This window comes from Mesorhizobium sp. M0618 (genome assembly GCF_040320765.1).
In the GTDB taxonomy this organism is placed as follows: Bacteria; Pseudomonadota; Alphaproteobacteria; order Rhizobiales; family Rhizobiaceae; genus Mesorhizobium.
This window is the reverse complement of the sequence record NZ_JAMYQH010000012.1, coordinates 85,048-111,444: the sequence shown is the minus strand read 5'-3', so window position 1 is coordinate 111,444 and position 26,397 is coordinate 85,048. Positions and strand designations below refer to the sequence as shown.

General features: G+C 63.8%; 24 protein-coding genes. 12 read left to right on the top strand and 12 right to left on the bottom strand.

What is annotated here, in order from left to right; genetic code table 11:
* The first annotated feature begins 3 nt into the window (after window positions 1–3).
* The 7 genes from NKJ04_RS15125 to NKJ04_RS15095 all read left to right on the top strand — a co-directional run bounded on the left by NKJ04_RS15125 (window position 4) and on the right by NKJ04_RS15095 (window position 7,613).
* Window positions 4–1,302 (top strand): ABC transporter substrate-binding protein, encoded by a 1,299-nt coding sequence (locus NKJ04_RS15125; protein WP_031212361.1) that lies wholly within the window; start codon window positions 4–6, stop codon window positions 1,300–1,302.
* A gap of 70 nt (window positions 1,303–1,372) precedes the next feature.
* Window positions 1,373–2,197: an ABC transporter ATP-binding protein gene (locus NKJ04_RS15120; protein ID WP_031212363.1), complete on the top strand. Its 825-nt coding sequence runs from the start codon at window positions 1,373–1,375 to the stop codon at window positions 2,195–2,197.
* Window positions 2,194–2,922, top strand: a complete 729-nt coding sequence (locus tag NKJ04_RS15115; protein WP_127294286.1) for an ABC transporter ATP-binding protein — start codon at window positions 2,194–2,196, stop codon at window positions 2,920–2,922. Before NKJ04_RS15120 ends, NKJ04_RS15115 begins: the two co-directional genes overlap by 4 nt.
* Window positions 2,923–2,926: 4 nt before the next feature.
* Window positions 2,927–3,814, top strand: a complete 888-nt coding sequence (locus NKJ04_RS15110; RefSeq protein WP_352440685.1) for a branched-chain amino acid ABC transporter permease — start codon at window positions 2,927–2,929, stop codon at window positions 3,812–3,814.
* A gap of 26 nt (window positions 3,815–3,840) precedes the next feature.
* Entirely contained in the window at window positions 3,841–4,908 is a 1,068-nt protein-coding gene (locus tag NKJ04_RS15105; protein WP_352440686.1) for a branched-chain amino acid ABC transporter permease, read from the top strand.
* A 10-nt stretch (window positions 4,909–4,918) separates the two neighbouring features.
* Window positions 4,919–6,502 (top strand): GMC family oxidoreductase, encoded by a 1,584-nt coding sequence (locus NKJ04_RS15100; RefSeq protein WP_352628398.1) that lies wholly within the window; start codon window positions 4,919–4,921, stop codon window positions 6,500–6,502.
* Window positions 6,503–6,512: 10 nt separating this feature from the next.
* Window positions 6,513–7,613, top strand: coding sequence for a histone deacetylase-like amidohydrolase (locus NKJ04_RS15095; protein ID WP_023809007.1), 1,101 nt, complete (start codon window positions 6,513–6,515; stop codon window positions 7,611–7,613).
* Window positions 7,614–7,798: 185 nt separating this feature from the next.
* Here the strand turns inward: NKJ04_RS15095 and guaA are convergent, their stop codons facing one another.
* The 4 genes from guaA to NKJ04_RS15075 form a co-directional block, all read right to left on the bottom strand.
* Entirely contained in the window at window positions 7,799–9,361 is a 1,563-nt protein-coding gene (guaA, locus tag NKJ04_RS15090; protein WP_352676040.1) for a glutamine-hydrolyzing GMP synthase, read from the bottom strand.
* A gap of 55 nt (window positions 9,362–9,416) precedes the next feature.
* Window positions 9,417–10,085: a 5'-methylthioadenosine/S-adenosylhomocysteine nucleosidase gene (locus tag NKJ04_RS15085; RefSeq protein WP_352676037.1), complete on the bottom strand. Its 669-nt coding sequence runs from the start codon at window positions 10,083–10,085 to the stop codon at window positions 9,417–9,419.
* Between the two features lie 147 nt (window positions 10,086–10,232).
* Window positions 10,233–10,691 (bottom strand): PaaI family thioesterase, encoded by a 459-nt coding sequence (locus NKJ04_RS15080; protein WP_013530371.1) that lies wholly within the window; start codon window positions 10,689–10,691, stop codon window positions 10,233–10,235.
* A 125-nt stretch (window positions 10,692–10,816) separates the two neighbouring features.
* Window positions 10,817–12,106 (bottom strand): RsmB/NOP family class I SAM-dependent RNA methyltransferase, encoded by a 1,290-nt coding sequence (locus tag NKJ04_RS15075; protein WP_352676034.1) that lies wholly within the window; start codon window positions 12,104–12,106, stop codon window positions 10,817–10,819.
* 182 nt (window positions 12,107–12,288) lie between these two features.
* On the opposite strand from NKJ04_RS15075, the gene NKJ04_RS15070 reads away from it, so the two are divergent.
* Window positions 12,289–12,966 (top strand): MIP family channel protein, encoded by a 678-nt coding sequence (locus NKJ04_RS15070; protein ID WP_013530368.1) that lies wholly within the window; start codon window positions 12,289–12,291, stop codon window positions 12,964–12,966.
* A gap of 72 nt (window positions 12,967–13,038) precedes the next feature.
* Here the strand turns inward: NKJ04_RS15070 and NKJ04_RS15065 are convergent, their stop codons facing one another.
* Window positions 13,039–13,560 carry a DUF8737 domain-containing protein gene (locus NKJ04_RS15065; RefSeq protein WP_352676032.1) on the bottom strand — a complete coding sequence of 174 codons (522 nt, stop codon included), beginning with the start codon at window positions 13,558–13,560 and terminating at the stop codon, window positions 13,039–13,041.
* Between the two features lie 101 nt (window positions 13,561–13,661).
* On the opposite strand from NKJ04_RS15065, the gene NKJ04_RS15060 reads away from it, so the two are divergent.
* Window positions 13,662–14,570: a LysR substrate-binding domain-containing protein gene (locus tag NKJ04_RS15060; protein ID WP_352676030.1), complete on the top strand. Its 909-nt coding sequence runs from the start codon at window positions 13,662–13,664 to the stop codon at window positions 14,568–14,570.
* Between the two features lie 48 nt (window positions 14,571–14,618).
* On the opposite strand, the gene NKJ04_RS15055 is transcribed toward NKJ04_RS15060, so the two are convergent.
* The 5 genes from NKJ04_RS15055 to hisS all read right to left on the bottom strand — a co-directional run bounded on the left by NKJ04_RS15055 (window position 14,619) and on the right by hisS (window position 21,602).
* On the bottom strand, window positions 14,619–15,722 hold the full coding sequence (locus tag NKJ04_RS15055) for a calcium:cation antiporter (RefSeq protein WP_352676029.1): 1,104 nt from the start codon (window positions 15,720–15,722) through the stop codon (window positions 14,619–14,621).
* A gap of 188 nt (window positions 15,723–15,910) precedes the next feature.
* Complete coding sequence (locus tag NKJ04_RS15050; RefSeq protein WP_352676027.1) at window positions 15,911–17,683, bottom strand: AMP-binding protein; 1,773 nt, start codon at window positions 17,681–17,683, stop codon at window positions 15,911–15,913.
* A gap of 418 nt (window positions 17,684–18,101) precedes the next feature.
* Window positions 18,102–18,800, bottom strand: coding sequence for an ATP phosphoribosyltransferase (hisG, locus tag NKJ04_RS15045; protein ID WP_023809018.1), 699 nt, complete (start codon window positions 18,798–18,800; stop codon window positions 18,102–18,104).
* Window positions 18,797–19,918 (bottom strand): ATP phosphoribosyltransferase regulatory subunit, encoded by a 1,122-nt coding sequence (locus NKJ04_RS15040; protein ID WP_023809019.1) that lies wholly within the window; start codon window positions 19,916–19,918, stop codon window positions 18,797–18,799. Before NKJ04_RS15040 ends, hisG begins: the two co-directional genes overlap by 4 nt.
* Before the next feature lie 178 nt (window positions 19,919–20,096).
* Complete coding sequence (gene hisS, locus NKJ04_RS15035) at window positions 20,097–21,602, bottom strand: histidine--tRNA ligase (RefSeq protein ID WP_352676024.1); 1,506 nt, start codon at window positions 21,600–21,602, stop codon at window positions 20,097–20,099.
* Window positions 21,603–21,829: 227 nt separating this feature from the next.
* On the opposite strand from hisS, the gene NKJ04_RS15030 reads away from it, so the two are divergent.
* Window positions 21,830–22,084 carry a hypothetical protein gene (locus NKJ04_RS15030; RefSeq protein ID WP_023809021.1) on the top strand — a complete coding sequence of 85 codons (255 nt, stop codon included), beginning with the start codon at window positions 21,830–21,832 and terminating at the stop codon, window positions 22,082–22,084.
* Between the two features lie 29 nt (window positions 22,085–22,113).
* Here the strand turns inward: NKJ04_RS15030 and NKJ04_RS15025 are convergent, their stop codons facing one another.
* The gene (locus tag NKJ04_RS15025; RefSeq protein ID WP_023809022.1) at window positions 22,114–22,752 is read right to left on the bottom strand and encodes a DNA-3-methyladenine glycosylase I; all 639 of its coding nucleotides are present in this window, start codon (window positions 22,750–22,752) and stop codon (window positions 22,114–22,116) included.
* Window positions 22,753–22,967: 215 nt separating this feature from the next.
* Here NKJ04_RS15025 and NKJ04_RS15020 point away from each other — a divergent pair, with 215 nt between their 5' ends.
* Window positions 22,968–23,705 carry a L,D-transpeptidase gene (locus NKJ04_RS15020; protein ID WP_023809023.1) on the top strand — a complete coding sequence of 246 codons (738 nt, stop codon included), beginning with the start codon at window positions 22,968–22,970 and terminating at the stop codon, window positions 23,703–23,705.
* A 259-nt stretch (window positions 23,706–23,964) separates the two neighbouring features.
* Window positions 23,965–24,885 (top strand): bifunctional 5,10-methylenetetrahydrofolate dehydrogenase/5,10-methenyltetrahydrofolate cyclohydrolase, encoded by a 921-nt coding sequence (locus NKJ04_RS15015; protein ID WP_023809024.1) that lies wholly within the window; start codon window positions 23,965–23,967, stop codon window positions 24,883–24,885.
* A gap of 176 nt (window positions 24,886–25,061) precedes the next feature.
* On the opposite strand, the gene glcF is transcribed toward NKJ04_RS15015, so the two are convergent.
* Window positions 25,062–26,387 carry a glycolate oxidase subunit GlcF gene (gene glcF / locus NKJ04_RS15010; protein ID WP_023809025.1) on the bottom strand — a complete coding sequence of 442 codons (1,326 nt, stop codon included), beginning with the start codon at window positions 26,385–26,387 and terminating at the stop codon, window positions 25,062–25,064.
* Window positions 26,388–26,397 lie beyond the last annotated feature (10 nt).

Genomic DNA, 26,397 nt, shown 5'->3' with positions numbered 1-26,397 from the left:
GCCATGATGAACAGACGTGCAATGCTGCAGGGCGTGGTCGGCGCGGGTGCGGCCGGTGCCGCGCTTCTTGCCGATATGAACACTGCGGCGATCGCCCAGGACACCAAGCCCATTCCGGTCGGCTCGGCCCTGCCGATGTCCGGCATCGCCGCCGCCGACGGCATCGAGTTCAAGAACGGTCTCGAACTTGCCGCCGAGGAGATCAATGCGGCGGGCGGCATTCTCGGCCGGCCTGTCGAGATCCACATCGAAGACACCAAGGAAATGGGCGCCGACCTCGTCAGCCAGTCGATGCAGCGCCTGATCGACCGCTTCGAGGCGCCGGTCATCATCAATGGCTATAATCTCGGCACCAACATGATCGAGATGGACGTCGCCGCCGACAACGACGTCATCATGATGCACTACAACACGCTGATTTCGCACAATGAGAAGTTCAAGACCGACCCTGCCCGCTATTACAGCTCCTTCCAGGGCGATCCGCCGGAGTTCTGGTATGGACCGGGCTGCCTGAACTTCCTCAAGACGCTTGCCGCGGACGGCAAATGGAAGGCGCCCAACAAGAAGATCGCCATCATCCCGTCTGCCAACGAATATTCGATCGTCATCGCCAACGCGATCCGCGACAAGGCCGCCGAATATGGCTTCGAGGTCAGCCTGTTCGAGACCGTTCCGTTCCCGACCAACCAGTGGGGACCGACGCTGGCGAAACTCCGCCAGGACCCGCCGGCGGCGATCCTGGTCACGCACTTCCTGCCGCAGGACCTGGCGCAGTTCATGGTCCAATTCCTCGCCGAGCCGATCAACAGCCTGATCTACATGCAGTACGGACCATCGCTGCCGGCTTTCCGCGAGATCGGCGGCGAGGCGGTCAACGGCGTCGTCTATTCGACGGTGATCGGCTGCCTGCCGGACGACTTCTCCAAGCCGTTCCGCGAGAGCTACCGGGCCAAATTCGGTCCGAACTCGGCCTACATCACGGGATCGCAGACCTATGACGGCCTGTGGATGTGGGCGCTTGCCGCGGCAATCGCCGGTGGTCCAGGCGAACCGATGGACAAGGCGCAGACCACCAAGGTGGCCAATGCGATGAAGCGCCTGGTCTATCGCGGGGTCAACGGCACCTACCGGGCCGATCCGGCCGGCCAATCGGCCTTCTGCTATCCGACGCAGGTGGCCGATCCGTCGCTTGGCATGCCGCACCAGTTCCTGCAGCATCAGGATTACAAAACCGATCCGAAGCTGATCGCGCCGGCGCTCTATGCCACGGACAGCTTCATCCTGCCGCCATGGATCAAGTGACCGGACGCGGAAATGAAACCAACGACACCGGCCGGGCCCTTTGCCCGACCGGCTCCATTGGGTGAGAAATATGACTGAGGCCGCCGGTCCGATGCTGGTTTGTGACAGTGTGGTCAAACGGTTCGGCTCGCTGGCCGCCGTCGACGGCGTGTCGATGGTGGTCAATGCGGGCGAGATCGTTGGCATTGGTGGGCCGAACGGCGCCGGCAAGACGACCTTCTTCGACGTGGTGACAGGGATCACGCCGGCCAGTGGCGGCCGGGTGCATTTCGGCGACACCGACATTTCGGCGCTTCCGGCCGACCGCATCTGCCAACTCGGCATCGCCCGCACTTTCCAGCTCAATGCCGCCTTCGACAGCTTGACCGTTCGCGAAAACATCGAGATCGCCGCCTATTTCGGCCGGCAGCGGCGAAGGCTGGCCGGCTTCCGCCTCGGCGAGGATGTCCGGCAGGCAACGATCGAAGCGCTGGACTTCGTCGGGCTTGCGGCCAAGGCCGACGAGACCGTGGCGCGGCTGCCGGTGCTCGACCGCAAGCTGCTGATGATTGCCGGCGCCATCGCCACCCGGCCGAAAATGCTCTTCCTCGACGAGCCGGTGGGCGGGCTCAACGTCGCCGAGATCGACCAGATCATGGCGATGGTGCTGAAACTGCGCGACCAGGGACTGACCATCGTCCTGATCGAGCACGTCATGCGCTTTCTCCTGGCGCTCTCCAGCCGCGTGATCATCATGCACCATGGCAAGGTGATATTTGAAGGCCGGCCGGACAAGGTCGCCGAGGACCAGACCGTTGTCGAAACCTATCTCGGCCAGGGCACGCAGAAACGGCTGAAGAAATTCTTCGATGAGCAAGCCGCCATGACGAATCCGGCGGTGGGGGGAACGCCATGACGGGCGCAGCCGCAAAACCACCTGTCCTGCAACTCGACGGCATCGTCTGCGGCTATGACGGACTCGACGTGCTCAAGGGCATTTCGCTGACCGTTCATGCCGGTGAATTCATCACCGTCGTCGGCCCGAACGGCCATGGCAAGTCGACATTGCTCAAGACCATTTCCGGCCTGGTGCCGCTGCGCGGCGGTCAGATCAGCATCGACGGCCGGCGCCTGTCCGGCAAGCCGCATGAGACGGCGATGCTGGGCGTCGCCCACGTGCCGCAGGGCGATATGCTGTTCGCGCAGATGAGCGTGCTCGAAAACCTTTTGATGGGCGGTTATCTCGCGCCGGACAAGGCCGAGATCGCGCGTCGGTTGGACGAGGTCTACGCGCTTCTGCCGAAGCTTGCCGACCGTCGCAACCAGATCGCCTCGAGCCTATCGGGCGGCGAACGGCGCATGGTCGGCATAGGCCGCGGCCTGATGATGGGCGGGCGCATCCTTTTGATCGACGAGCCGTCGCTTGGCCTCGCGCCACTGATCATCGATCAGGTCTACGACGTCATTTCGCAACTGAGCAAGGCTGGGCGCACGATCCTGCTGGTGGAGGAGAACCCGGCCCGGGTCGAGGACCTCGCCGACCGCCTGCATCTGCTCGACGACGGCGCCATCGTCTGGTCAGGCAAGCCCGCCGAACTGATGGCGCGCGACGAACTCCTCGCAACCTACCTCGGAGGCTGACGCCATGACCGACGTTCTCATGGCCATTCTCGTCGCCGGCTTCACCTCGGGCGCGCTCTATGCGCTGGCGACGGTCGGGCTGTCGCTGGTCTGGGGTTCGATGGGCATGCTCAACATGGCCCATGCGGCGATGCTGACGCTTGGCGGCTACGTCGCCTTCACGGTGATCACCTCGCTCGGCCTGCCGGTCGCGATCGGTTTCGCCGGTGCCATCGTCGCGGGTGCTTTGGCCGGCGCCATCCTCTATTTCGCGATCGTTCGCAATCTCCTGCAGAATGACAAATCGACATTCGAAGCCAACGTCATGATCGCCACGGTCGGCATCGGCATCGCCCTCGAGAATGCCATCCTCCTGACCTATGGCGGGCAGCCGCTGAAGCAGCCGGTTTCGATCGCCGGTGCCTTACGCCTGGGACCGCTGACGCTGCCCTGGCAGAACCTTCTGATCATCGCGGTGGTGGTCGTGATGATGGTGGTCGTCTCGGCGGCGCTCGGCCGCACGCGGATGGGCCGTGCGATCCGGGCGACGGCGCAGAACCGCGACGCGGCGCAGCTCATGGGCGTCGCCGTCAACCGCGTCTACCTGCAGGTGCTGATGCTGTCGGGCGCGCTCGCCGGCATCTGCGGCGTCATGGTCTCGTCGATGACGCAATTGTCGCCGCCACTCGGCAACGACCCGATGCTGAAGGCCTTCATCATGTGCGTGGTCGCCGGTCTCGGCAATCTGCCGGGCGCCATCGCAGCAGCACTTGGGCTGGCGTTGCTCGAATCCTTCGTCCAGTACGCCTTGGGCGCCAGGTGGGGCTTTCCATCGCTGCTGTTCGTCGTCATTGCCGTGCTGATCTGGCGGCCGTCCGGCCTTTTCGGCCACGTCGAAATCCGGCGCATGTGAGGGGCATCATGACAGAGACACGTCCCATGTCCCGTTCCTCCATGTCTCGCTCGGGCAGGACTGATCTTGCCATCAGCCTCATGCTGATCGCGGCGGCGATCGCGCTGCCGTTCCTGGTCGACAGCCGCTACATCCTTGGCCAGATCGTGCTGGCGCTGTTCTATGCGACGATCGCCTCGCAGTGGAACCTCCTGTTCGGCTTCTCGGGCATCTTCTCGCTAGCGCAAATGGCGATCTTTGCGTTCGGCGGCTATGCGACGGCGATGCTCTGCTTCTATTTCGGCTGGAACGTCTGGGCAGCACTTGTGCCTGGCGCGCTGGGCGCCGTGCTGTTCTCGCTGGTCGTCGGCCTCGCCTGCCTTCGCCTGACCGGCGTCTATGTGGCGCTGCTGACGCTGGCGATCGCCCAGACGATGTATCTGCTGATCGTCACCGACACCGAATGTTTCGTCATGGTCGGCTCCGTCTGCCGCCAGTTCACCGGCGGCGCCGTCGGCTTTGCCCGCTTCGGCGACCTCGGCACCAGGGCCTTGCTCCGGGCGCAGTGGCTGGTCGGCAATTACGCCATCATCGCGGTGCTGTTCGCGCTCACCATGGTCTTCACCTACGCGATCGTCAAAAGCCCTATCGGCCTTGCCTTCCGGGCGCTGAAGGACAATCCGGGCTATGCGGTGGCCCGCGGCGTCAACCGCTTCCAGGCGCAGCTTCTGGTGTTCGGCATCTCCGCCTTCTTCACCGGGCTGGCCGGCGGTTTCTATGCCGCGCATTTCCAGGCGATCGGCCCCGGTGTGCTGTCGATGTCGCAACTTATGTTCATCATCGCCATCGTCGTGGTCGGCGGCGTCGGCACGTTCTGGGGACCGCTGGTCGGGACGGTGGTGCTGGTGCTGGCTGACGAATTGATGCGAGAGAGCGGCGAGTTCCGCACGCTCGGGCTCGGCCTGATCATCGCCCTGTCGGTGGTGTTGATGCCCAAGGGGCTGGTCGGCCGTTTTGGTGATCTCATCGACTGGCTCGGGCGCCGTCGCGCCAGCCCCGACAGCAAGCCGGCAGCAAGCAGCATTGTGCAAAGCCCGACCCCGGCCGGAAAGTGAGAGACTGACGATGTTCGATACGATCATAGTGGGCGCCGGCTCGGCCGGCTGCGTGCTGGCAAACCGGCTCAGCGCCGATCCTGCCCGCAAGGTGCTGCTGCTGGAGGCCGGGCGCGAGGCGCCGCTCGCCTCGGATGTGCCGTCGGACTGGCCGACCATGTTCAACACGCAAGTCGACTGGGGCTACTACACCGAGCCGCAGGCCGCCTGCCGCGGCAGGCGGGTGTTCTGGCCGCGCGGCAAGATGATCGGCGGCTCCGGCGCGCTGAACGCCATGATCTATATTCGCGGCCTGCCGTCCGACTATGATGGCTGGGCGGCGATGGGCTGCCCCGGCTGGGCGTGGGCTGACGTGCTGCCGGTGTTCAAGGCCAGTGAAAGCAATGCCGAACTCGGCAACGACCCGCTGCACGGCGCCGACGGGCCGCTGCATATCGGCAATGTCGGACATGTCGATCCCAACGAGCTTGCCTGGATCGAGGCCTGCAAGGCCGCAGGCTACAAGCAGAACCGCGATTTCAACGGCGTCGAGCAGGAAGGCGTCGGCCTGTTCCAGTTCACCATCAAGAATGGCGAACGTTGGGGCACCGGCAAGGCCTATCTGCGCCCGGCGCGGGAACGACCCAACCTGACCGTGAAAACCGGTGTGCTGGCGACGGGCCTGATCGTCGAGAAGGGCCGGGTCAAGGGCATCCGCTATCTCGTCAATGGCGAACCTGAGACCGCTTTCGCCGACAGCGAGGTGGTGCTGTCCTCGGGCTCGATCGGCAGTTGCCAGCTGATGCTGCTTTCGGGCATCGGGCCGGCCGACGAACTCGCCCAGGTCGGCGTTGCTCCCGTGCACGACCTCCCGGGCGTGGGCAAGGATCTGCAGGACCACATCAACATTCCGATCACCTTCTATACCAAGGACAAGATCGGCGTCGGCGCCTGGACCGACGAGACGCTGCAGCGCGACTTCGCGGAATGGCAGACATCGCGCAGCGGTCCGCGTTCCTCACCCTGGGTGGCGGCGGGCGGCTTCGTCAAGAGCCGGCCCGATATCGAGCCGGACCTGCAGCTTTACGGCGCCATCAGCCCGCATCGCGACTATGTTCGGTTCCTTTCGTCCAGACCCGGCATCACGCTGCACACCACGCTGCAGCGGCCAGACAGCCGCGGCGAGATTCGCCTGCGCTCGGCCAATCCAATCGAATATCCGGCGATCGACCCACGTTACTTCATCAGCGACGAGGATGGCTCGGACATCGCCACGCTGGTCGAAGGCATCCGCATCAGCCGGCGCATCGCGGCGCAGTCGCCGCTTGCCGAAATGCTCGTCGGCGAAATCACGCCGAGCGCCGAATGCGAGAGCGACGCCGAGATCGCCGACTATATACGCGGCCACTGCACGACGCTTTATCACCCGACCAGCACCTGCCGCATGGGTTCAGATGCGATGGCCGTCGTCGATCCCACGTCGATGAAGGTTCATGGGCTGGACGGGCTTTGCATCGCCGACGCCTCGGTCTTTCCGAAAATGGTGTCGGGCAACACCAACGCGCCGACGATCATGATCGCCGAACGCGCCGCGTCAATGATCCTGGCCGGCTAGGAAACAAAACATGACGACAGGCTGGAATTTCCACGAACTCTATCTCTGGCACGAGACCGGCAATGCCGCGCAGTTCTTTCAGCCGAGCCTGACCATCGAGCCGGGCGAGCATGCGGAGAATGCCGACACGAAACGCCGATTCCGCAATCTGATGGAGGTTTCAGGCCTGACCGAGAAACTGTATAAGATCGCCTCCGTCGCGGTGAGCGAGGATGACCTCGCCCTGTTTCACGACCGCGACTACATCAGCCGTATCAAGCTGCTCAGTGATGGGCGCGGCGGCGATGCGAGCTATCTCACCCCCTTCGGCCATGGCAGCTACGAAATCGCCTGTCTGGCCGCTGGCGGCACGGCAGCGGTGATGGATGCGGTGTTGAGCGGCGATGCCGACAATGGCTATGCGCTGGTACGACCGCCCGGCCATCATGCCGAGCGCGGGCAAGGCATGGGCTTTTGCCTGTTCGGCAACGTTCCGGTCGCTATCCTGAAGAACCGGGCCAAACATGGCTTCGAGCGGGTCGCCAGCGTCGACTGGGATGTTCATCACGGCAACGGCACCCAGTCCGCCTTCTATTCGGACCCGTCGGTACTGACCATCTCGATCCATCAGGACGGTCTTTATCCGGATGACAGCGGTCTTCACAAGGAACGCGGCGAGGGCAAGGGCGAAGGCTACAACATCAATGTACCGCTGCCGGCCGGCTGCGGCCACGGCGCTTACATGTCCGTCTTCGAACGCGTCGTGCTACCGGCGCTCAATCGCTACAAGCCTGATCTCATCGTCGTGCCGTCGGGCTTCGACGCCTCGGCGGCCGATCCGCTGGGGCGCATGATGCTGCATAGCGGTAGCTACCGCGACATGACGCGGATGCTGATGCAGGCGGCGGACGACCTCTGCGGCGGGCGCCTGATGATGTCGCATGAGGGCGGCTATTCGGCCTCCTACGTTCCCTATTGCGGCCTGGCGGTGATGGAGCAACTGTCCGGCATCAGGACGCATATCGACGACCCGTTCCTGCCGGTCTTCGAAAGCTATGCCGGCCAACCCTTGCAGCCACATCAGGCGGCCGCTGTTTCCAGGGCGGAGGAACTTTTGGGCGGCATCGCCTAGAATTCTGATTGCGGTCAGCCAATGAGGCGATCTCAAGACACACCGGCGCCCAATCTCACAAATGCGGACTTGCGCTGACGGTAGGACGTGCGGCTGATGCAGCGTCGATAGTGAATGAGATAAACCGCAAATCGTTGCTTTTTCTGCGAAAAACTACGCCGGAGCATTCCAGACTACGCTAACTCCTACTCCCACTCGATTGTTCCCGGCGGCTTCGACGTCACGTCGTAGACGACGCGGTTGATGCCGCGGACTTCGTTGATGATGCGGGTGGCGGCGGCGCCGAGGAAGGCCATGTCGTAGTGGTAGAAATCCGCCGTCATGCCGTCGACCGAGGTGACGGCACGCAGCGCGCAGACGAACTCGTAGGTGCGGCCATCGCCCATCACGCCGACCGTCTGCACCGGCAACAGCACGGCGAAGGCCTGCCAGATGGCGTCGTAGAGGCCGGCCTTGCGGATCTCGTCGAGATAGATGGCGTCGGCCTCGCGCAGGATCTCCAGCTTTTCGCGGGTGATGCCGCCGGGGCAACGGATGGCAAGACCCGGGCCTGGGAACGGGTGCCGGCCGATGAAGCTTTCGGGCAGGCCAAGCTCCTTGCCTAGCGCCCTGACCTCATCCTTGAACAGCTCGCGCAGCGGCTCGACAAGCTGCATGTTCATGCGCGCGGGCAGGCCGCCGACATTGTGGTGCGACTTGATCGTCACCGACGGGCCGCCGGTGAAGGAGACGCTTTCAATGACGTCGGGATAGAGCGTGCCCTGCGCCAGGAATTCGGCGCCGCCGAGTTTCTTGGCCTCTTCCTCGAACACCTCGATGAACAGCCGGCCGATGGTCTTGCGTTTTTTCTCCGGGTCCGACTCGCCCTTGAGGGCGTCGATGAAACGGTCCGACGCGTTCACCAGAATGAGCGGTAAATTGTAGTGTTCGCGGAACATCGCCACCACGCCCGCGGCCTCGTCCTTGCGCATCAGGCCGTGGTCGACAAGGATGCAGGTCAGCTGGTCGCCGACCGCTTCGTGGATCAACAGCGCCGCAACGGAGGAATCGACGCCGCCCGACAGCGCGCAGATGACCTTGCCCTTGCCGACCTGCTTGCGGATCGTCTCGACCGCGTGCTCGCGGTAGGCGCGCATGGTCCAGTCGCCCTCGATGCCGGCGATGTTGTGGACGAAGTTGCGCAGCAGCCGGGCGCCGTCGGGCGTATGCACCACCTCGGGGTGGAACATGATGCCGTACATCTTGCGCTCGATGCTGCCGAAGATGGCGAAGGGCGAGCCTTCCGACTTGCCGAACACTTCGAAGCCCTTGGGCAAGGAGATGACGCGGTCGCCATGGCTCATCCACACCTGGTGGCGCTGGCCGGGTGCCCACAGGCCCTCGAACAGCGGGCTGTCCTTTTGGATCTCGACGAAGGCGCGGCCGAACTCGCGATGGTCGGAGCTTTCGGCAACGCCGCCCATCTGCACGCACATGGCCATCTGGCCGTAACAGATGCCAAGCACCGGCACGCCGGAATCGAAGACGATCTGCGGCGCGCGCGGGCTGCCTATATCGCCGGTCGAAGCCGGACCGCCGGACAGAATGACGGCCTTCGGATTGATGCGCTTGAATGCCGCTTCGGCCGACTGGAACGGCACGATCTCGGAAAACACGCCGGCCTCGCGGATGCGGCGGGCGATGAGCTGGGTGAACTGGCTGCCGAAATCGACAATCAGGACGGTGTCGGGATGATTGGCTGTTTTCATGGCGAGCGTTTAGAGAAAGAAACGAGTCGGCGCAATGGGTTGCGTAGCCCGACTTTCAGGCTGGTCTGGCATCTTCATGGGATGGTTCCGTCCGAAGGGCGCCGTCGCCGATCGCCCGTTCGAGCCGCATGACGGCGTCCGCCAGCTTCTCGTCGATAACATGCAGATATTCGGTCCAGTCGTTGACGTGCCGCAGATCCGCCGCGCCGTCGGAAATGCCGCGCAGCCCGACCAGCGGGATGTCGAACAGCTGGCAGGCGCGCAGGCAGGCGAAGGTCTCCATGTCGACCATGTCGGCGCTAACAGCATCATAGGCCGCACCGGTGATGATCGCTGCGCCGGTCGACAGGGTCGCCTGCCTGATGTCCGGTATCTTGAAGGGCAATGGCACGGTTACCGGCAGGTCGAGGAAGGGTGTGGCGCCCTTTTCGAAGCCAAGCGGCGAAGCGTCGATGTCACGGTAGCTGACCGAAACCGCCTGGTAGATCTCCGTCTGCTGCAGCGTCCGACTGCCGGCTGAGCCGAGCGAAACAACGAGATCCGGCAGTGCTTTTTGCGATTTCAGCCAGGAGAGTTCCGCACCCAGCCTAACGCCGGCCTCGACGGGACCGACACCGGTCATCAACGGCGTGAACAGTTGCTTGAGGTGCGGACCGTATTCGGCCTGCGCCGCCATGACGAAGAGGACGTCCTTGCCCGCCAGGCGCGACACTTTACCGGTCATGATCTATTCCTCTCTACCCAATCACCTACACCGGAAGGTAAGAACGGCGACGTGCCCTCACCGGCGCCCAGCCCTCCGCTATGGCTCCGGGCGTTCGTGCTCGGAAAGCCCATTTGGGAGCTTTCCGTCCGCTCCGCGGACCGCTCCTCAACCTTCTATGCCATCACGCCCGACCACCGTCATCATGGTGCCGGTCATGGTGGCGATCAGCTTGGCCTCGCCGTCGGCGGCAAAGGCGTAGGCCTGGCCGTCGGCGACGATGATGGTGCGGCCCGGCTTGGTCACCGAGCCGCGGAACAGGAAGCGCTCGCCCCTGCCCGGCGCCAGGAGGTTGACCTTGAACTCGATGGTCAGCACGCCGGAATTTTCCGGCATCAGCGAAAAGGCGGCATAGCCGCAGGCCGAGTCCAGCGCCGTCGAAATGACGCCGGCATGGAGGAAGCCATGCTGCTGGGTGAGTGCCGCCGAATAGGGCATCTCGATCTCGATGATGCCGGGCGTCACCAGCGTCAGTTCGGCGCCGATCGTGGCCATCGCCTTCTGGCGCGCGAAGGAGGTCCTGACGCGATCCTCATAGTCCGGGGCGGGTACGATCTTTGCTGCCATTGCCGCTGCCTTCCTTTACGCGGATAAGCTTATTGCAGAGGCATGGGCGGCAGGCAATGCTTTTGCTGCACTGCACAATCGACCTGGCCTGCCGGCCGGCGCCGCGCATCCGTCAGGAATTGGATTCAGGCCGATCTGCGTAACGCACAGAGATAAAACCCATCGGTGCCGCTGAGCGCCGGCGACAGCGAGATGTCGCCTTTGGCGCCGATGCGTGCGGCTGCCTCATGGCCGGGAAAACGGCTGTCCCAGAGCTTGCGGTGGTCGACGGGAACATAACCGCTGTTACGGTCCCGAAAGGCCGCGATCTGCTCACCGTTTTCCTCATCAAACACCGAGCAGGTGATGTAGACCAGCAGGCCGCCCGGTTTGACATAGGCTTTGGCCGCATCGAGGATCGCCGACTGCTCGCCCTTGCGGGCATCGAGTTGTCTCTGCGTCAGCCGCCATTTGGCGTCGGGACGGCGGCGCCAGGTGCCGCTGCCGGTGCATGGGGCGTCGACCAGCACGATGTCCATGTGGTTGCCGAGCGGGGCGAGTTCGGCCGGCTTGGTGACGATCTGGACATTGCGGTTTTCAGAGCGGCGGATGCGGTCGAAGATCGGCGCCAGTCGCGCCTTTTCGGCATCGTGGGCAAATATCTGGCCACGATTTTCCATCGAAGCCGACAGTGCCAGCGTCTTGCCGCCGGCGCCGGCGCAGAAATCCAGCACCTGCATGCCGGCTTCGGCCCCGGCAAGGGCGGCCGCGATCTGCGAGCCTTCGTCCTGGACCTCGAACCAGCCCTTCTGGAAAGCCGGCTCGGCCTGCACGTTCGGGTGCCGGCCGTCGCCGTCGATCGGCGGGATGCGGATGCCGTGTGGCGCGATTGCCGAGGGTTTCGCGCCAGTTCCCGTCAGTTCGGCCAGCACCTTGTCGCGATTGGCCTGCAAGGTGTTGACCCTGAGGTCGAGCGGCGGGCGCGTCGCCAGCGCCGCGCCCTCGTCGGCCCAGGTCGAGCCAAAGGCTCGCTCGAAAAGCGGCGCGCACCAGTCGGGAACATCCGCCCGCACCGCGTCCGGCGCGTCGGCGAGCCGATGGTCGGCGATGGCCTGAAGCTCGGCGGCGGTCAGCAGCGGCGGTGCGAACTTGTCGCCATCAAGCGCCTCGTTGAGCGATTGTGCCGTCTGGCCCCATTCGAGCAGCAGCGCGCCGAAGCCGATGGCGCGCGGCGTGTCCTGCCCCAGCAGCCAGCCGGCGGAACGCTTGTGGCGCAAGGCGTCATAGACGATGTTGCCGATCGCCGCACGGTCGCCGCCGCCGGCGAAGCGATGCGACAGGCCCCAATCCTTCAGCGCGTCCGCCACCGGCCGGTGGCGCCGGCCGATGTCTTCCAGCACTTCGATGGCCGCAGCCAGCCGTCCGCCCAATCGCATGGTCTTGTTCCGTCACGCAGAAAATTATTCCGGCCCTGCTCTAGAGCGCGCAACCGGCGCGCACAAGCAGGTCGGCCTGCACAACCGCTCTGCTTTCCAACTTTTCTGGTTGCGAATACTCTTCCGGTTGTGATTCGCGGCGCGCAAAAGGCGGACCGGCGGATTGACACGAGGAGAGGGCAATGAAGACTTATCTGGCGGAAGTTCTAGGCACATTTCTATTGGTGTTCATCGGTACGGCTTCTGTGGTGACGGGCGGCTTCGGCGGCGCGCTGCCGCTTGGCCAGGAAGGCATCGGTCTGGCGTTCGGCATCGGCCTCATCGCGGCGGCCTATGCGATCGGCCCGATTTCGGGCGCGCATCTCAACCCGGCGGTGACGCTCGGTGTCTTTCTGGCGGGCCGGCTGCCGGCCAAGGACGTCATCCCCTACTGGATCGCGCAGGTCATCGGCGGCGTCCTTGCTTCGCTGGCGTTGTGGATCATCGTTTCCGGCCAGGTTGGCGGACACACGACCGGCTTCGGCGCCAATGGCTGGGATGTGACGAAATGGGGCGTCAGCTCGGCATTTCTGTGGGAAGTGATCGGCACCTTCACCTTCGTCACCGTGATCCTGGGTGTCACCGCTGAAAAGCACTCGACGGCGTTCGCCGGGCTGGTCATCGGCCTGACGCTGGCGGGGTTGCATTTCGCCATCATCCCGGTGACCGGCACGTCGCTCAATCCGGCCCGCTCGATCGGCCCGGCGCTGTTTTCGGGCACTGCCGCGATCGGCCAGCTCTGGCTGTTCATCGTCGCACCGTTGATCGGCGGCGCCATCGCCGGCGTCGTCGCCAAGGCGCGCATCTTCGAGAAGGACTGAGCTTCGAAAGCCTGGACAGAACAAAGGCGCGGGCCAAGCCCGCGCCTTTTTCTTTGGGGTATACTCTTGCCGTCAAAGCACAGCCGGGGCGGTCGTCGTTAGGATCCGGACCTTCGGAGGGCGTAGCAGAAAATAGAATGCGGCGATGTGCGTGATCATCAGCAGCGGTACATAGATGATCGGGATCGCGTAGGCGGCGCCCAGTTGCTCCGCATGTGCAGGGAGGCCGACCTGGATGGCGTGGTAATAATCGACGACGAGCTCGACCGTCCCGACGATGTTGAAGGCGACGATCAACGGCCAGAAGAGCCGGGGTAGCCTCACCGTGAGCAGCGCCAGCATGGCCAGTACCCCTGTTGCGAAGTCGCCGTAGGCGGCGAACACGGCGAAACCGGCCGGCAGATCGGGGCTTACGACGCCCGGCAGGATGAACACGAGCCCGAAGAAACGCAAGCTGTGCAGGGTGGCGATGGCACGTTGCGCCGCGACCCGGTCCAGCGAGCTCAGCCATGGGAGGCCGTATGCGCCGAAGCAGAGCAGCCACGCGACGTAGCCTAGAACGAGATGGGTCTGGAACACCATTTCCGTGGACATTTGGCCTCCTGTCAGCAGCCGGTTCACGCGGCCCCAGCTTCAGTCGGTTACCTCTAAGCCTGCTTCCATAATTCGACTACCCGGGGTAATCACAACAACCTATGAAGCAGAACTACACAGTCCGGCACGGTGCGCTGGAGGGGGTCGAGACCTTCCTGGCGGTTGCCAGGCGCCGCAACTTTCGCCGTGCCGCCGCCGATCTCGGCGTGACGCCGTCCGCCGTGAGCCAGGCGGTGCGCACGCTGGAAGCCCGCACGGGTGCGGCGCTGTTCGTGCGCACGACGCGAAGCGTCGGTTTGACCGAGGCTGGCCAGCGGTTCCTCGATCTTGCCGGACCTGCCTTCGAGGAGCTCGTCGCGGCAGGCGAGGCCGCGCGCGATGTCGGCCAACGGCCGACCGGGCTGCTACGCCTGTCCGTCCCCCGCGCCGTCGTGCCGTTGATCCTGGAGCCGATGATCGCATCGTTCTGCCGAACCTATCCCGAGGTCGAGCTGGAGATCGCCGCGAGTGACGAGATGGTCGATCTTGCGACCGGCGGGTTCGATGCCGGCATCCGCCTCGGCCAGTTCATCGCGCCCGACATGGTCGCGGTGCGGCTGACGCCGTCGTTCCCGTTCGTGGTCGTCGGCAGTCCGGACTATCTCGAGCGCCATGGCTACCCCGAGCACGTCGACGACTTGTGCCGCCACGCCTGCCTGCGCTTGCGCCGTTCGAACGGCGCCATCGCGCCCTGGTCTTTCGTCGACGGCAACGGGGAGATCGAGGCGATGGTCTCAGGCCCGCTGATCGCGCACGACTATCCGACGCTGCTCGGGGCCGCGATGCAGGGCATTGGGCTGGCGCAGATCCCCCGACCCGTCGCCGAAGGTCCGATAGGCCAGGGAAAACTCGAGCCGGTCCTAGACACCATCGCCGCCACGACGCCGGGCGTCTTCCTCTACCATCCCGGCAAGCGCCAGATCCTGCCGAAGCTGCGCGCCTTCATCGACCACCTCAAATCCACGGCGTGAGGTAACGAAGGATACCGCCCCCTTGGCGCTTCGCTTGCACCAAAGCTCTCATGGTATAAATATCAGAAATACATAAGTAAAAAATACTACAAGATGGACCATTCCGGTCAAGAACGTCGTTCTTTCAGTGCTGAAGCTTACATTGCATATGAAAAGCGCCAAGACCAAAAGGACCGCATCAGCAGCCGGCAGCCCCAGGGTTAACCCTCTTCCCGTCAGCAGGCTGGCGGCTGCGACCGCCGGTATTGTCAAACCAATCGTGGCACAAGCGGAACCCATCGCGACATTCAAACCGCGTTGCAGCTCATTGTTGAGTGAAGCGCGAACCGCCGAAATGGCCTCCGGCATCAAAACCAGCCCGGCGATCAATGCCCCCACAATGCTGTCAGCCTGTGTCACCTGATAGGCAACGAGCGTATTTTCAACACTTGCGGCGACCTGCTCGGCGAGCATGACAATGCCAATCAGCCCGATCAAAAGCAGCAATGCGCCGGCAAAGACGCTTTCGTGAGGGGCAGTCCGCAGCGCAACGCCGTGGGCCTGCCCTTCGACAAAGTCTTCTCGGTGGCGGACAGTCTGCGCGAACACAAAACTTGCATAAAGCAGCACCGAAAGCACGCTCACAAAGCCAAGTTGAGCTGCCGAAAATGTGCCCGGCCCCGTAGCTTGTGTGTAGGTCGGCAGAATAAGCGTCATGATGGTCAGCGCGATCAGAACCGCCAAATATGCGCTGGTCCCTTGTCGAACAATTGCCTGCTTGCGATGACGCCAGCCGCCGAGCGCAAGACACGTGCCGACGACGCCGGTAGATGCAATCATCACCGTTGAGAAGACGGACTCACGTGCAAGCGTAGGGTTGTTCTCTCCATGCAGCATCATGGAAACGATGATCGACACCTCGATTGCCGTCACGGCAAAAGTCAGCACCAATGTGCCATAGGGCTCTCCTACACGCCGGGCCACCGCCTCGGCGTGGTCGAGCACCACGAAAATGGTGGTGAACATAATCGCACTCGAAAGCGCTCCGACGAGTATCCTGGCGCTCAGCGAACCTTCGTCCGCCGACAGCCCGCCTGCCCTGACTGCAACAGCCATCACCAAGGCGGCCAAGGGCAACGCATAAGAAACCACCGATCGTTTGAAACCAACCATTCAAGCCCCTATGCGCTTCTGCGAACCTTGCGGAAAACCCCATGTGGAGTGTGGAGCGCCTTGGAAAACATCCGGCAGGCCCGACGGCCGGCGTTCGCCCCCTCACAAACAACGCGCTCCAAATGATGCAGCAGGATCGCGACCTGACCGCACCCAGCGCGCCGGACAAACCGAAGCGCCGCCTTCGCTCACGCCGTCTTCTGCGCCACCAGCCCCAGTTCCTCCACCATGGCCTCGCGCATCAAGAACTTTTGCGGCTTGCCGGTCACCGTCATCGGCAATGCGGTGCGGAAGCGTATGTGGCGGGGGATCTTGTAATGGGCGATCTGGCCGGCGCAGAAGTTCTTGACCTCCTGCTCGGTGGCGATCTGGCCGGGCTTGAGCACGATCCACGCGCACAGCTCCTCGCCATATTTGGCGTCGGGAATGCCGAACACCTGCACCTCCTTGACCTTTGGATGGCGGTAGAGGAATTCCTCGACCTCCCTGGGATAGACGTTCTCGCCACCGCGGATGACCATATCCTTGACCCGGCCGACGATGTTGCAATAACCCTCGGAATCGATGGTGGCGAGGTCGCCGGTGCACATCCAGCCGTCGCTGTCGATCGCCTCGCGGGTCTTGTCTTCGTCGTCCCAGTAACCCTTCATCACCGAATATCCGCGCGTGCAAAGCTCACCCGGTACGCCGACCGCAACGGTAGCGCCATCGGCATCGACCGCCTTTACCTCGACATGGGGATGGATGCGCCCGACGGTCGAGACGCGCTTTTCCAAGGGGTCGTCGACGCCGCTCTGGAACGAGACCGGGCTGGTCTCGGTCATGCCGTAGGCGATGGTCACCTGTTCCATATGCATCAGCGACACCACCTTCTTCATCACCTCGATCGGGCATGGCGAGCCGGCCATGATGCCGGTGCGCAGGCTGGAGAGATCGAAGGCGGAAAAATCCGGATGATCCAGCAGGGCGACGAACATGGTCGGCACGCCATAAAGCCCGGTGCAGCGTTCCTGCGCCACCGCCTTCAGTGTGGCGCCGGCGTCGAACCCTTCTCCCGGAAAAACCATGGTGGCGCCTTTCGAGACGCAACCCATCGTGCCCATCGACATGCCGAAGCAGTGGTAGAGCGGCACCGGAATGCACAGCCGGTCGTCGACGGTCAGCTTGATCGCCGAAGTGACGAAATTGCCGTTGTTGACGATGTTGCTGTGGGTCAGCGTCGCGCCCTTGGGGGCTCCCGTGGTGCCTGAGGTGAACTGGATGTTGATGGCCTCGCCCGGCTTCAGCTTCTCCGAGATGCGGTCGAGGCTGTCATGCTCGTCACGCCCGGCCATGGCCAGCACGTCGCCGAAATTGAACATGCCGGGCGAATTCTCGTCGCCCATGCGGATGACGATCTTCAGCGCCGGCAGTTTCTGTGCCTTGAGCTTGCCCGGTGTGGCCTTGGCGATCTCGGGTGCCAGCGTCTCGATCATGCCGAGATAGTCTGACGTCTTGAACCTGGCAGCGGTGACCAGCGCCTTGCAGCCGACCTTGTTCAGCGCATAGTCGAGCTCGGTCAACCGATAGGCGGGGTTGATGTTGACCAGGATCAGGCCGATGCGGGCGGTGGCGAACTGCGTCACCAGCCATTCCCAGCGGTTGGGCGACCAGATGCCGACGCGATCGCCCTTTGCCAACCCCAGTGCCAGGAAGCCGGCAGCCAGCGCGTCCACTGTGTCCGACAGTTCGCTCCAGGTGAAGCGCTTGTCCTGATCAACGAAAACGGCGGCGTCGAGCGTGCCGTATTTGCTGACGGTATCGGAAAACAGCGCGGGGATGGTCTTGTCGAGCAGCGGCACGCTGCGTTCGCCAGAGACATGCGCCCTGTTGTCGACGGGTGCCACGAAGACACCGCCAGCACGCGCGCCGCGTCCGCGCAAATTGCTGGCGTTCTTCAGCTCGTCGAGATTGACCGGCATCGCTCTCTCCTCCCGGGACTAAAGCGTGTCGCGCTGAAACGGAATCATGCGACGCGCTTTAGGTCCTTGTTTTTAGGCATGTCGTTCTCCCAAAACCGAGATCACTTTTGGGCGACATGCATTGGCCGAACCTATCAGCCTGAGGGGGTGGTGAAAACCCGCCGATCGTCGTGGCAGGTCAACGATGCTTCGGAGCTTCGCGTTGGTTGACGAAGCCCCAAAACGCAAAAACCCGCCTGGGCGGCGGGTCGCTGGCGCAAATCAGCACCATGGGCAAAAATGTAGCATAGCTGCCCTCACGGGTCAAGAAAAAATTCCTATCAACATGAAAACCTCGGCGCAAACGCTACCGACACCGCTGGGCGGCCGTCAGGGTTCTTAAGCTGGGTCGGGGCCCTAAGGGTAGTGGGCCCCGCCGCTATCCGGCCGCAGCCGCCATCTTCGCGGCAATGTCGCGCAAGAGCGCCTCATCAGCCGCCGCCCGTGTCTTCTTCGACGCCACCAGACAGGCCTGCGAGCGCAGGACAAGGCCATCGCCCAGCACTTTGAGATGATTGGCGCGCAGCGTCGAGCCGGTGGTCGTGATGTCGACGATGACATCGGCCAGACCGGCCGCCGGCGCGCCTTCGGTAGCCCCTAGGCTCTCGACGATACGATAAACCTGGATGCCGTGCTTCTGCGAGAAGAATTGCTGGGTCAGCCGCCAGTATTTGGTGGCGATGCGCAGCCGCCGGCCATGGCGCTGGCGAAAATCGGCGGCGACGTCGTCGAGATCGGCCATGGTGTCGACATCGAGCCAGATATCCGGCACAGCCACCACGACATCGGCATTGCCGAAGCCGAGACGGGCGACGATTTCGGCGCGCGCCTCCCAGTCGGCGAGGTTTTCACGCACCAGGTCCTCGCCGGTGATGCCGAGATCGACGGCGCCCTGGCCGATCTCGCCTGATATTTCGGAAGCCGACAGGAACACCACTTCGACATCATCCAGACCCTCGACGCGGGCGTGGTACTTGCGCTCGTCGCCTGGCAGGCTGACGGCGAGGCCGGCTTTGGCCAGCACGTCCAGCGCCTGTTCTTTCAGGCGGCCTTTCGACGGGATCGCCAGCGTGATCATGGCGCCGTCTCCCGCAGTGCCTCGATGCGATCGAGCCAGACCGAAAAGCCTACGCCGGGGATAGGCGTCTTCGCGCCAAGCAGGGTCAGCAGCCGGTCATAGCGGCCGCCGCCGACCAGCGGCCGGTCGCCATTGTCGGCCGCGATTTCGAAAACAAGACCGGTGTAGTAATCGAGCGGGCGGCCGAAGGCGGCGTCGTAGCGGATTTTATCGGCCGGCAAGCCATACGTTTCGATCGCCTTGGCGCGGGCAGCGAACTTTTCCAGCGCGACATCGAGCGACAGCCCGGCGCCGGTGGCGAAGGACTCCAGCGCCTGGGTTGCGCCATCAAGCGGAACGTCGATCGCCAGAAAATCCTTCAGCGCGGAAAAGGCCTCGCTCGACAGCCGAACGCTGCGCAATTCGGCTTTCTCGATCAGCCGCCGGGCAATGTCGGACGGCGCGCGCCCGGCGGACGCCGACAGGCCCGCCTCTTCCATGCCGCTGGCGATATGGGCGGAAAGACCGTCCAGATCACCGTCTAGCACAAGGGCCGCGACCGGGCCGGAGAGCTGGCTGTTGCGCGGCGGGTTGGCGAGATCGGCGAGAGCCGCCTCAAGCATCGGCGCCGAGCCGAACGCACGGGCAAGGCGCATGCGCCAGCCGCGCGGCAAGCCAAGGGCAGCCAGAACCGCCTCGAAAATAGTCTGATCGCCGAGCGTGATCGCCAATGCCTGGCCAGGCAGCACCAGCGACAGCAGCGCATGCGCATCGGCCACCGAGCGGGCATCGGCTCCAGCGGTATCGCGGTCGCCAAGATCCTCGATGCCGGCCTGGAAGAACTCGTTGCCGCCTTCGCGGCGCTGGCGAAACACCTCGCCCAGGTAAGAATAGCGTCGCGGCGTGCCGGCCTGCGAGCTTATGTGGTCGAGGCAGACCGGAATGGTGAATTCCGGCCGCAGGCACAATGTCTGCCCGGTTTCGCTTTCGGTCAGGAAGATACGGCGGCGTAGATCCTCGCCGGCCATGTCAAGGAACGGGTCGGCCGGCTGCAATATGGCGACTTCGACCGCATGCGTGTTGCGGGTGGCGAAGAGGTTGGTGATGTCGGTGGAGATGGCGGGGGTGCGGGAGGTCATGGAGCGGATGGGCGCGAGGCACCCCCCTCTGGCCTGCCGGCCATCTCCCCCGCAAGGAGGGAGATCGGCAGCTTGAGGCTCAGCGCCTCTTCTTCAACGCTGGAGATTGGCGAAAGCCCACGTGACATCCAATCTCCCCCCTTGCGGGGGAGATGGCCGGCAGGCCAGAGGGGGGTGTTCAAGCGCCACCTTTCGCGCGATCAGCAGCCTGCGCCCCCAGGATCTTCCTAACCTCGGAGACCAGCTCGCCCTCCGCCACCGTCACCTGCGCCGGGCGGACGGCGCGCCATTCGGCATTGTCTGTGATTTCGGCCGACATGCGGGCGCCTTCGATCAGGTCCTTGATCTGCAGTTCGCCCTTGGCGCGCTCGTCGCCGCCCTGGATGATCGCGACCGGGCAGCCGCGCCGGTCGGCATATTTGAGCTGCGCCTTCATGCCGGCGCCGCCGAGATACATTTCGGACCGGATGCCAGCGGCGCGCAGGCTCGCCACCATCTTCTGGTAGCGGCCGAGACTGTCGGTGTCCTTGTCCATCACCAGCACGACGACAGGTGCGATCACATCCGAGGCGTCGAGCTTGCCGAGGTTCTTCAGCGCCGTCATCAGCCTGGAGACGCCAATGGAAAAGCCGGTCGCCGGCACCGGCTCGCCGCGAAAGCGCGAAACCAGACCATCATAGCGACCGCCGCCACCGACCGAGCCGAAGCGCACGATCTGGCCGTCCTCGTTGGGGATTTCGGCCAGCAGCTCGGCTTCGAAGACAGGGCCGGTGTAGTATTCGAGGCCGCGCACGACCGAGCGGTCCATGGCGATACGGTCCTCGCCATATCCTGCCGCCCTGACCAGCGCTTCAATCGTGGCGAGTTCGCCGACGCCTTCCTGGTAGATGGCATTCGAACTGACCATGGAATCCTGGCCTACCTGTGCATTCCTCGCTGTCGCGAGAAGGACTGCCTCGGCCTGCCCGTTATTCAACCCGGCGCCCTTGGCGAAGTCGCCTTCGCCTTCCTTGCCACCGTCCCAGCGGCCCGGGCCAAGCAAAAGCTTCACGCCTTCCGGCCCGAGCTTGTCCAGTTTGTCGATCGCGCGCAGCACCGTCAGCCTTCGTCCGGCATTCTCCTCGCCGCCAAGCCCGATCGCCTCCAGCACGCCATCCAGAACCTTGCGGTTGTTGACGCGAATGACGTAGTCGCCGCGCTTGATGCCGAGCGCTTCCATGACGTCGGCCATCATCATCGCCATTTCGGCGTCGGCGGCCACGCCCGGCGTACCGATCGTGTCGGCGTCGAACTGCATGAACTGGCGGAAGCGGCCGGGGCCTGGCTTCTCGTTGCGGAACACCCAGCCGGAGCGATAGCTGCGGTAAGGCTTGGGCAGGCGCTCGTAATTCTCGGCGACGAAACGGGCCGTCGGCGCGGTCAGGTCATAGCGCAGCGACAGCCACTGGTCGTCGTCATCCTGGAAGGAGAACACGCCTTCGTTCGGCCGGTCCTGGTCGGGCAGGAATTTTCCGAGCGCGTCGGTGTATTCGATCAGCGGCTGGTCTGCCGGTTCGAAGCCGTAAAGCTCATAGACCGAGCGGATCGTCGCCATCATCTTCTCGACGGCGCGGATATCCTCGGCGCTGCGGTCGGCAAAACCGCGCGGCAGCCGCGCTTTCGTCTTTTCCGATTTGTCGGCCATGAGTGAGCATCCGGTGTTTCGTGGCGTTGCGGGATAGGAAATTTCCTATTCGGCAGCGCGCGTTTCCTAACTGATGCAGCCGGGAGCGGCAAGGGTCGGCACCCAGCACCACGCTCGAACCTCCGTGAAACAAAACCGCATCGAAAATGAAACAATCCCGACACGGGTGCGGCATCGTGCCGACACAATCGTCGCCGATAAGGCGGGGTAAATGAGGGCTCGGGGCCATGGTCAGCACAGCAAGATTTTACGCTATTGATGGCGAAGCCGGCGAATTGCCCGCGCGCTTGCGCCCGGCCGACATCCACGCTCCGAAAATGGTCAGCCAGGCTGCCGGCCCGTTCGAAGTGCCGGCCGACACCGGCAAAGGCCCATCCATGCGCGACGCGTTGATGACCGGCCTGCTGGTGATCTATCCGACCGTGGCCACGGTGGTGGCGATCGTCGCCGGCCTGGTGCTGGCCAGCGCCAACGGCACCTGAAATTACTCGCTTTACCGGAAGTAGAGGGGCTACTTCGGCCTTTTGAACGCCTTCCGCTGCTTCTCGACCTCTTTGCGGCAGATGCAGCCCTCGAGATGGTCGTTGACCAGGCCCATCGCCTGCATGAAGGCGTAGACAGTGGTCGGCCCCACGAAGCTCCAGCCGCGTTTCTTCAACTCCTTCGAAATCCGCACCGAGACCGCCGTGGTCGGGTTGGCGCGCAGATGGGCGAGATCGACGATCTGCGGCCGCTCCTCCTTGCCGGGTTCGAACTTCCAGAACCAGGCGGCCAGCGAGCCGAACTCGTCGGCCATTTCGCGGGCGCGCTTGGCGTTGTTGATGGTCGAGACGATCTTGCCGCGATGGCGGATGATGCCGGCATTGCCGAGCAGGCGCTCGACATCCTTGTCGGTGAAGGCGGCGACCTTGTCGAATTCGAAATTGGCGAAGGCTTCGCGAAAATTCTCCCGCTTGCGCAGAATGGTCAGCCACGACAGGCCAGACTGAAAGCCTTCGAGGCAGATCTTTTCGAACAGCCTGCGGTCGTCGGCCACAGGCCGGCCCCATTCATGATCGTGGTAGTGCAGATAGTCGGGCAGATTGCCGTGCCAGAAGCAGCGCGCGACACCATCGGGACCGGCGAGCAGTCCGGTGTTTTCCTTGTCCATAAGCCAAAATCCGTTCGTTAACGCGCTTTTGCGCGGCATTTACTGCGGCTTTACCAGATTCCTGAACCCGGCGGTAACCACACCAAAAGGTTTACCGACAGTTCCGCATTTTACGCATTCCGATTCATGTTTCGGTTGCTGCTTGCGCGCCAATGATCGCCGAACCGGGAGGACGTTTCCACCCGTTTTGTATCAGACGATCAAGGTGCGTTACGATGAAGACAGTTCTGTTTCCCGTGCTCGGCGCCGTGGCTGTGTTTGCCGCCGGCGTCACACCCTCAACCGCCGGCGACCGCTATGCCGACAGGCCGCCGGTGATGGTGAGCCCCGACCTTTCCGCACCCTGGGTGCTGCAGCTTGGCCAGGCACCCGGCATCGTGCGCCAGAACCGCCAGGTCGTCCAGCAACAGCGGCGCCTGCGCCCGGCGCAGCCCGACCGGGTGCAGACGGCGGCGGTGCAGCCGCCGGCCAAGCGCATGGTCGCGCGTCCTCAGATCAACCCGATCTACCTGCCGCAGGAAGTCGACTATGACGGAGGCCAGAAGCCGGGCACGATCGTCATCGACACCACGCAGAATTTCCTCTTCCTGGTCGAGAAGAACGGCAAGGCAAGGCGCTATGGCGTCGGCACCGGCAAGCCGGGCTTCGAATGGTCGGGTACGCACAAGATCACCAACAAGCGCGAATGGCCGGACTGGCGCCCGCCGGCGCAGATGATCAAGCGTGAAGCCGCCAAGGGCCGCTATTTGCCGACCTATCTTGCCGGCGGCACGGAGAACCCGCTTGGCGCCCGCGCGCTCTACCTCGGCACGACCGAGTACCGCATCCACGGCACCAACCAGCCGTGGACGATCGGCGGTGCGGTGTCATCGGGCTGCATCCGCATGCGCAACGAGGACGTCGTCGACCTCTATGAACGGGTCAATGTCGGAACCACGGTCGAGGTGATATAGTAGGTCTTGCGAATCACTTGGCCGGCAAAGCAGTCCGCTTTTCGAGCCGGTTAGGGACAACGGGGGACGGGCCGTATGGGGATGCGGCCGGTCAGGAAGGGCAGCACGGGAAACCGCGCTGCCCTTTCCGTTTTTGAGCAGAAATCGAGGGCAAAGGTCACCCACGCGTCGCGCAACGGGCATAGCGGTTCGCTTTCATGCTGCCCTTTACCGCATTCTTTTGCTATCTCGGTGGCTAGTTCCACAAAAGAGTTCACCCATGCTCCTGTCCGAAGACAGCCGTTATCTCAAGGGCGGCCCGGTCGCCCAGCGCATCATCGCCGCCGTTCGCGAGGACGCCGCGATCGCCAAAGCCGAGGGTTTTCCGCCCAAGCTGATCTCGATCACCGTCGGCGACACCGATGCGGTGGATGTTTATGTACGCAACCAGCGCGCCAAGGCTGAGCTCGCCGGCATCGATTTCGAGGAACGGCGCTTTCCCGCCACCATCACGGCAGGCGAGTTGGAAGCGGCCATTCACGGCCTGAATGCCGATCCGCGCGTCACCGGCATCATCATTCAGCGGCCGGTCCCAGTGCATATCCCGATCAGGACGCTGCAGGCGGCGGTGCATCCGCTCAAGGATGTCGAAGGCATGCATCCGGCCTCGATCGGCAACATCGTCTACAACCAGCTCGATCTCGCGCCTTGCACGGCGGCGGCCTCGGTCGAACTGCTCAAGGAAACCGGCCCCGACCTCAAGGGGCTGGAAGTCGTCATCGTCGGCCATTCGGAAATCGTCGGCAAGCCGATCGCCTTCCTGTTGATGAGCGAAGGCGCGACGGTGACCGTGTGCCACCACATGACGCGGTCGGTCGCCGCCCATGCGCGACGTGCCGATGCGCTGTTCGTCGCCGTCGGCAAGCCGCGGCTGATCAAGGCCGACATGGTCAAGCCGGGTGCGGCCGTCATCGACATCGGCATCAATTCCGAAATCGGCCCCGACGGCTCAAGCCGCATCGTCGGCGACGTCGACACCGAGAGCGTCCGCGAGGTCGCCTCCTGGATCACCCCGGTGCCGGGCGGCGTCGGCCCGATCACGGTCGCCATCCTGCTGCGCAACACCATGGTCGCGCTCAGCCGCCAGCGCGCGCTCTATGAGGCGACCTACGGCACGGCGGACAGGCTCGCGGCGGAGTAAGCACAGAGCGGCGCCAGCCCCCTCACCCAGCCTCCGCTTCGCTCGGCTGACCTCTCCCCGAGGGAGAGGAGATTGTCACCGCCGGCGCAAACCTCTTCTCCCCTCGGGGAGAAGGTGGCCGCGAAGCGGCCGGATGAGGGAGACTTGCCGTTAACTCTGACAGCGGCAACGCCACGCTACTCAGCCGCAACCAGCCTTTCCTCGGGGACCCCTTCCGGCATCGGTCCGCCATAGGCCCAGTCGAGCAGTTTTATCGTGTGCACCACCGGCAGCTTGGCGGCGGAAGCGATCTGGGTGATGCAGCCGATGTTGCCGGTGGCGACGATCGAAGCCCCCGTCGCCTCGATGTTTGTCACCTTGCGGTCGCGCAGTTTGGCCGAGATTTCGGACTGCAGGATGTTGTAGGTGCCGGCCGAACCGCAGCACAAATGCCCTTCGCGCGGCTCGCGCACGATGAAGCCGGCCTTGGCGAGCAGTTCCTTCGGCTGGCGGGTGATCTTCTGGCCGTGCTGCATCGAACAGGCCGAGTGATAGGCGACGACCGTGCCCGGCTTGCGCGCCGGTTCAGGCAGGTCGAAGGTCGAGAGATATTCGGTAATGTCCTTGGCCAGCGCCGAAACGCGCGCCGCCTTGTCGGCATAGGCCGGGTCGAGCCGCAGCATGAAGCCGTAGTCCTTGATCGTCGTGCCGCAGCCGGAGGCAGTGATGACGATGGCATCGAGCCCGCCTTGTTCGATGGCGCGCGTCCAGGCATCGACATTCTGCCTCGCAGAGGCAAGCGCGGCCTGCTCGCGCCCCATATGATGAACCAGCGCCCCGCAGCAGCCCTCGCCCGGTGGCACCACGACCTCGACACCGAGCCGCGTCAGCAGCGAAATCGTGGTGTCGTTGATGGCGGGATCGAGCACCGATTGCGCGCAGCCGGTGAGGATGGCGACGCGGCCTCTTTTGCTCCCCTGCCCGGCATGGATGCCAGGTGAAGCTATCGACGATGCTGTCGGGATCGAGGCCGGCGCGAGCTTGAGCATCGCACTCAGCGGCTTCAGCGCCGGAACCTTGTCGAACAAGCCCATAAACGGCTTGCCCAGCTTCGCCAGCTTGAGCGCGGCGCGAAAACGCTGGGGATAGGGCAGCACGAAGGCCAGCATGGCGCGGGTCAGGCGGTCGAGCAGCGGCCGCTTGTAGGTCTCCTGGATATGGGCGCGGGCATGGTCGACCAGATGCATGTAGTTGACGCCCGACGGGCAGGTGGTCATGCAGGCAAGGCAGGACAGGCAGCGATCGATATGGGTGACGATCTCCTTGTCGGCCGGACGGCCGTTTTCCAGCATGTCCTTGATCAGGTAGATGCGCCCGCGCGGTGAATCGAGCTCGTTGCCAAGCGTCACATAGGTCGGGCAGGTGGCGGTGCAGAAGCCGCAATGCACGCATTTGCGCAGGATCTTTTCCGATTCCGCGACATGCGGATCGGCAAGCTGGGCAAGCGAAAAATTGGTCTGCATCGCTGATGTC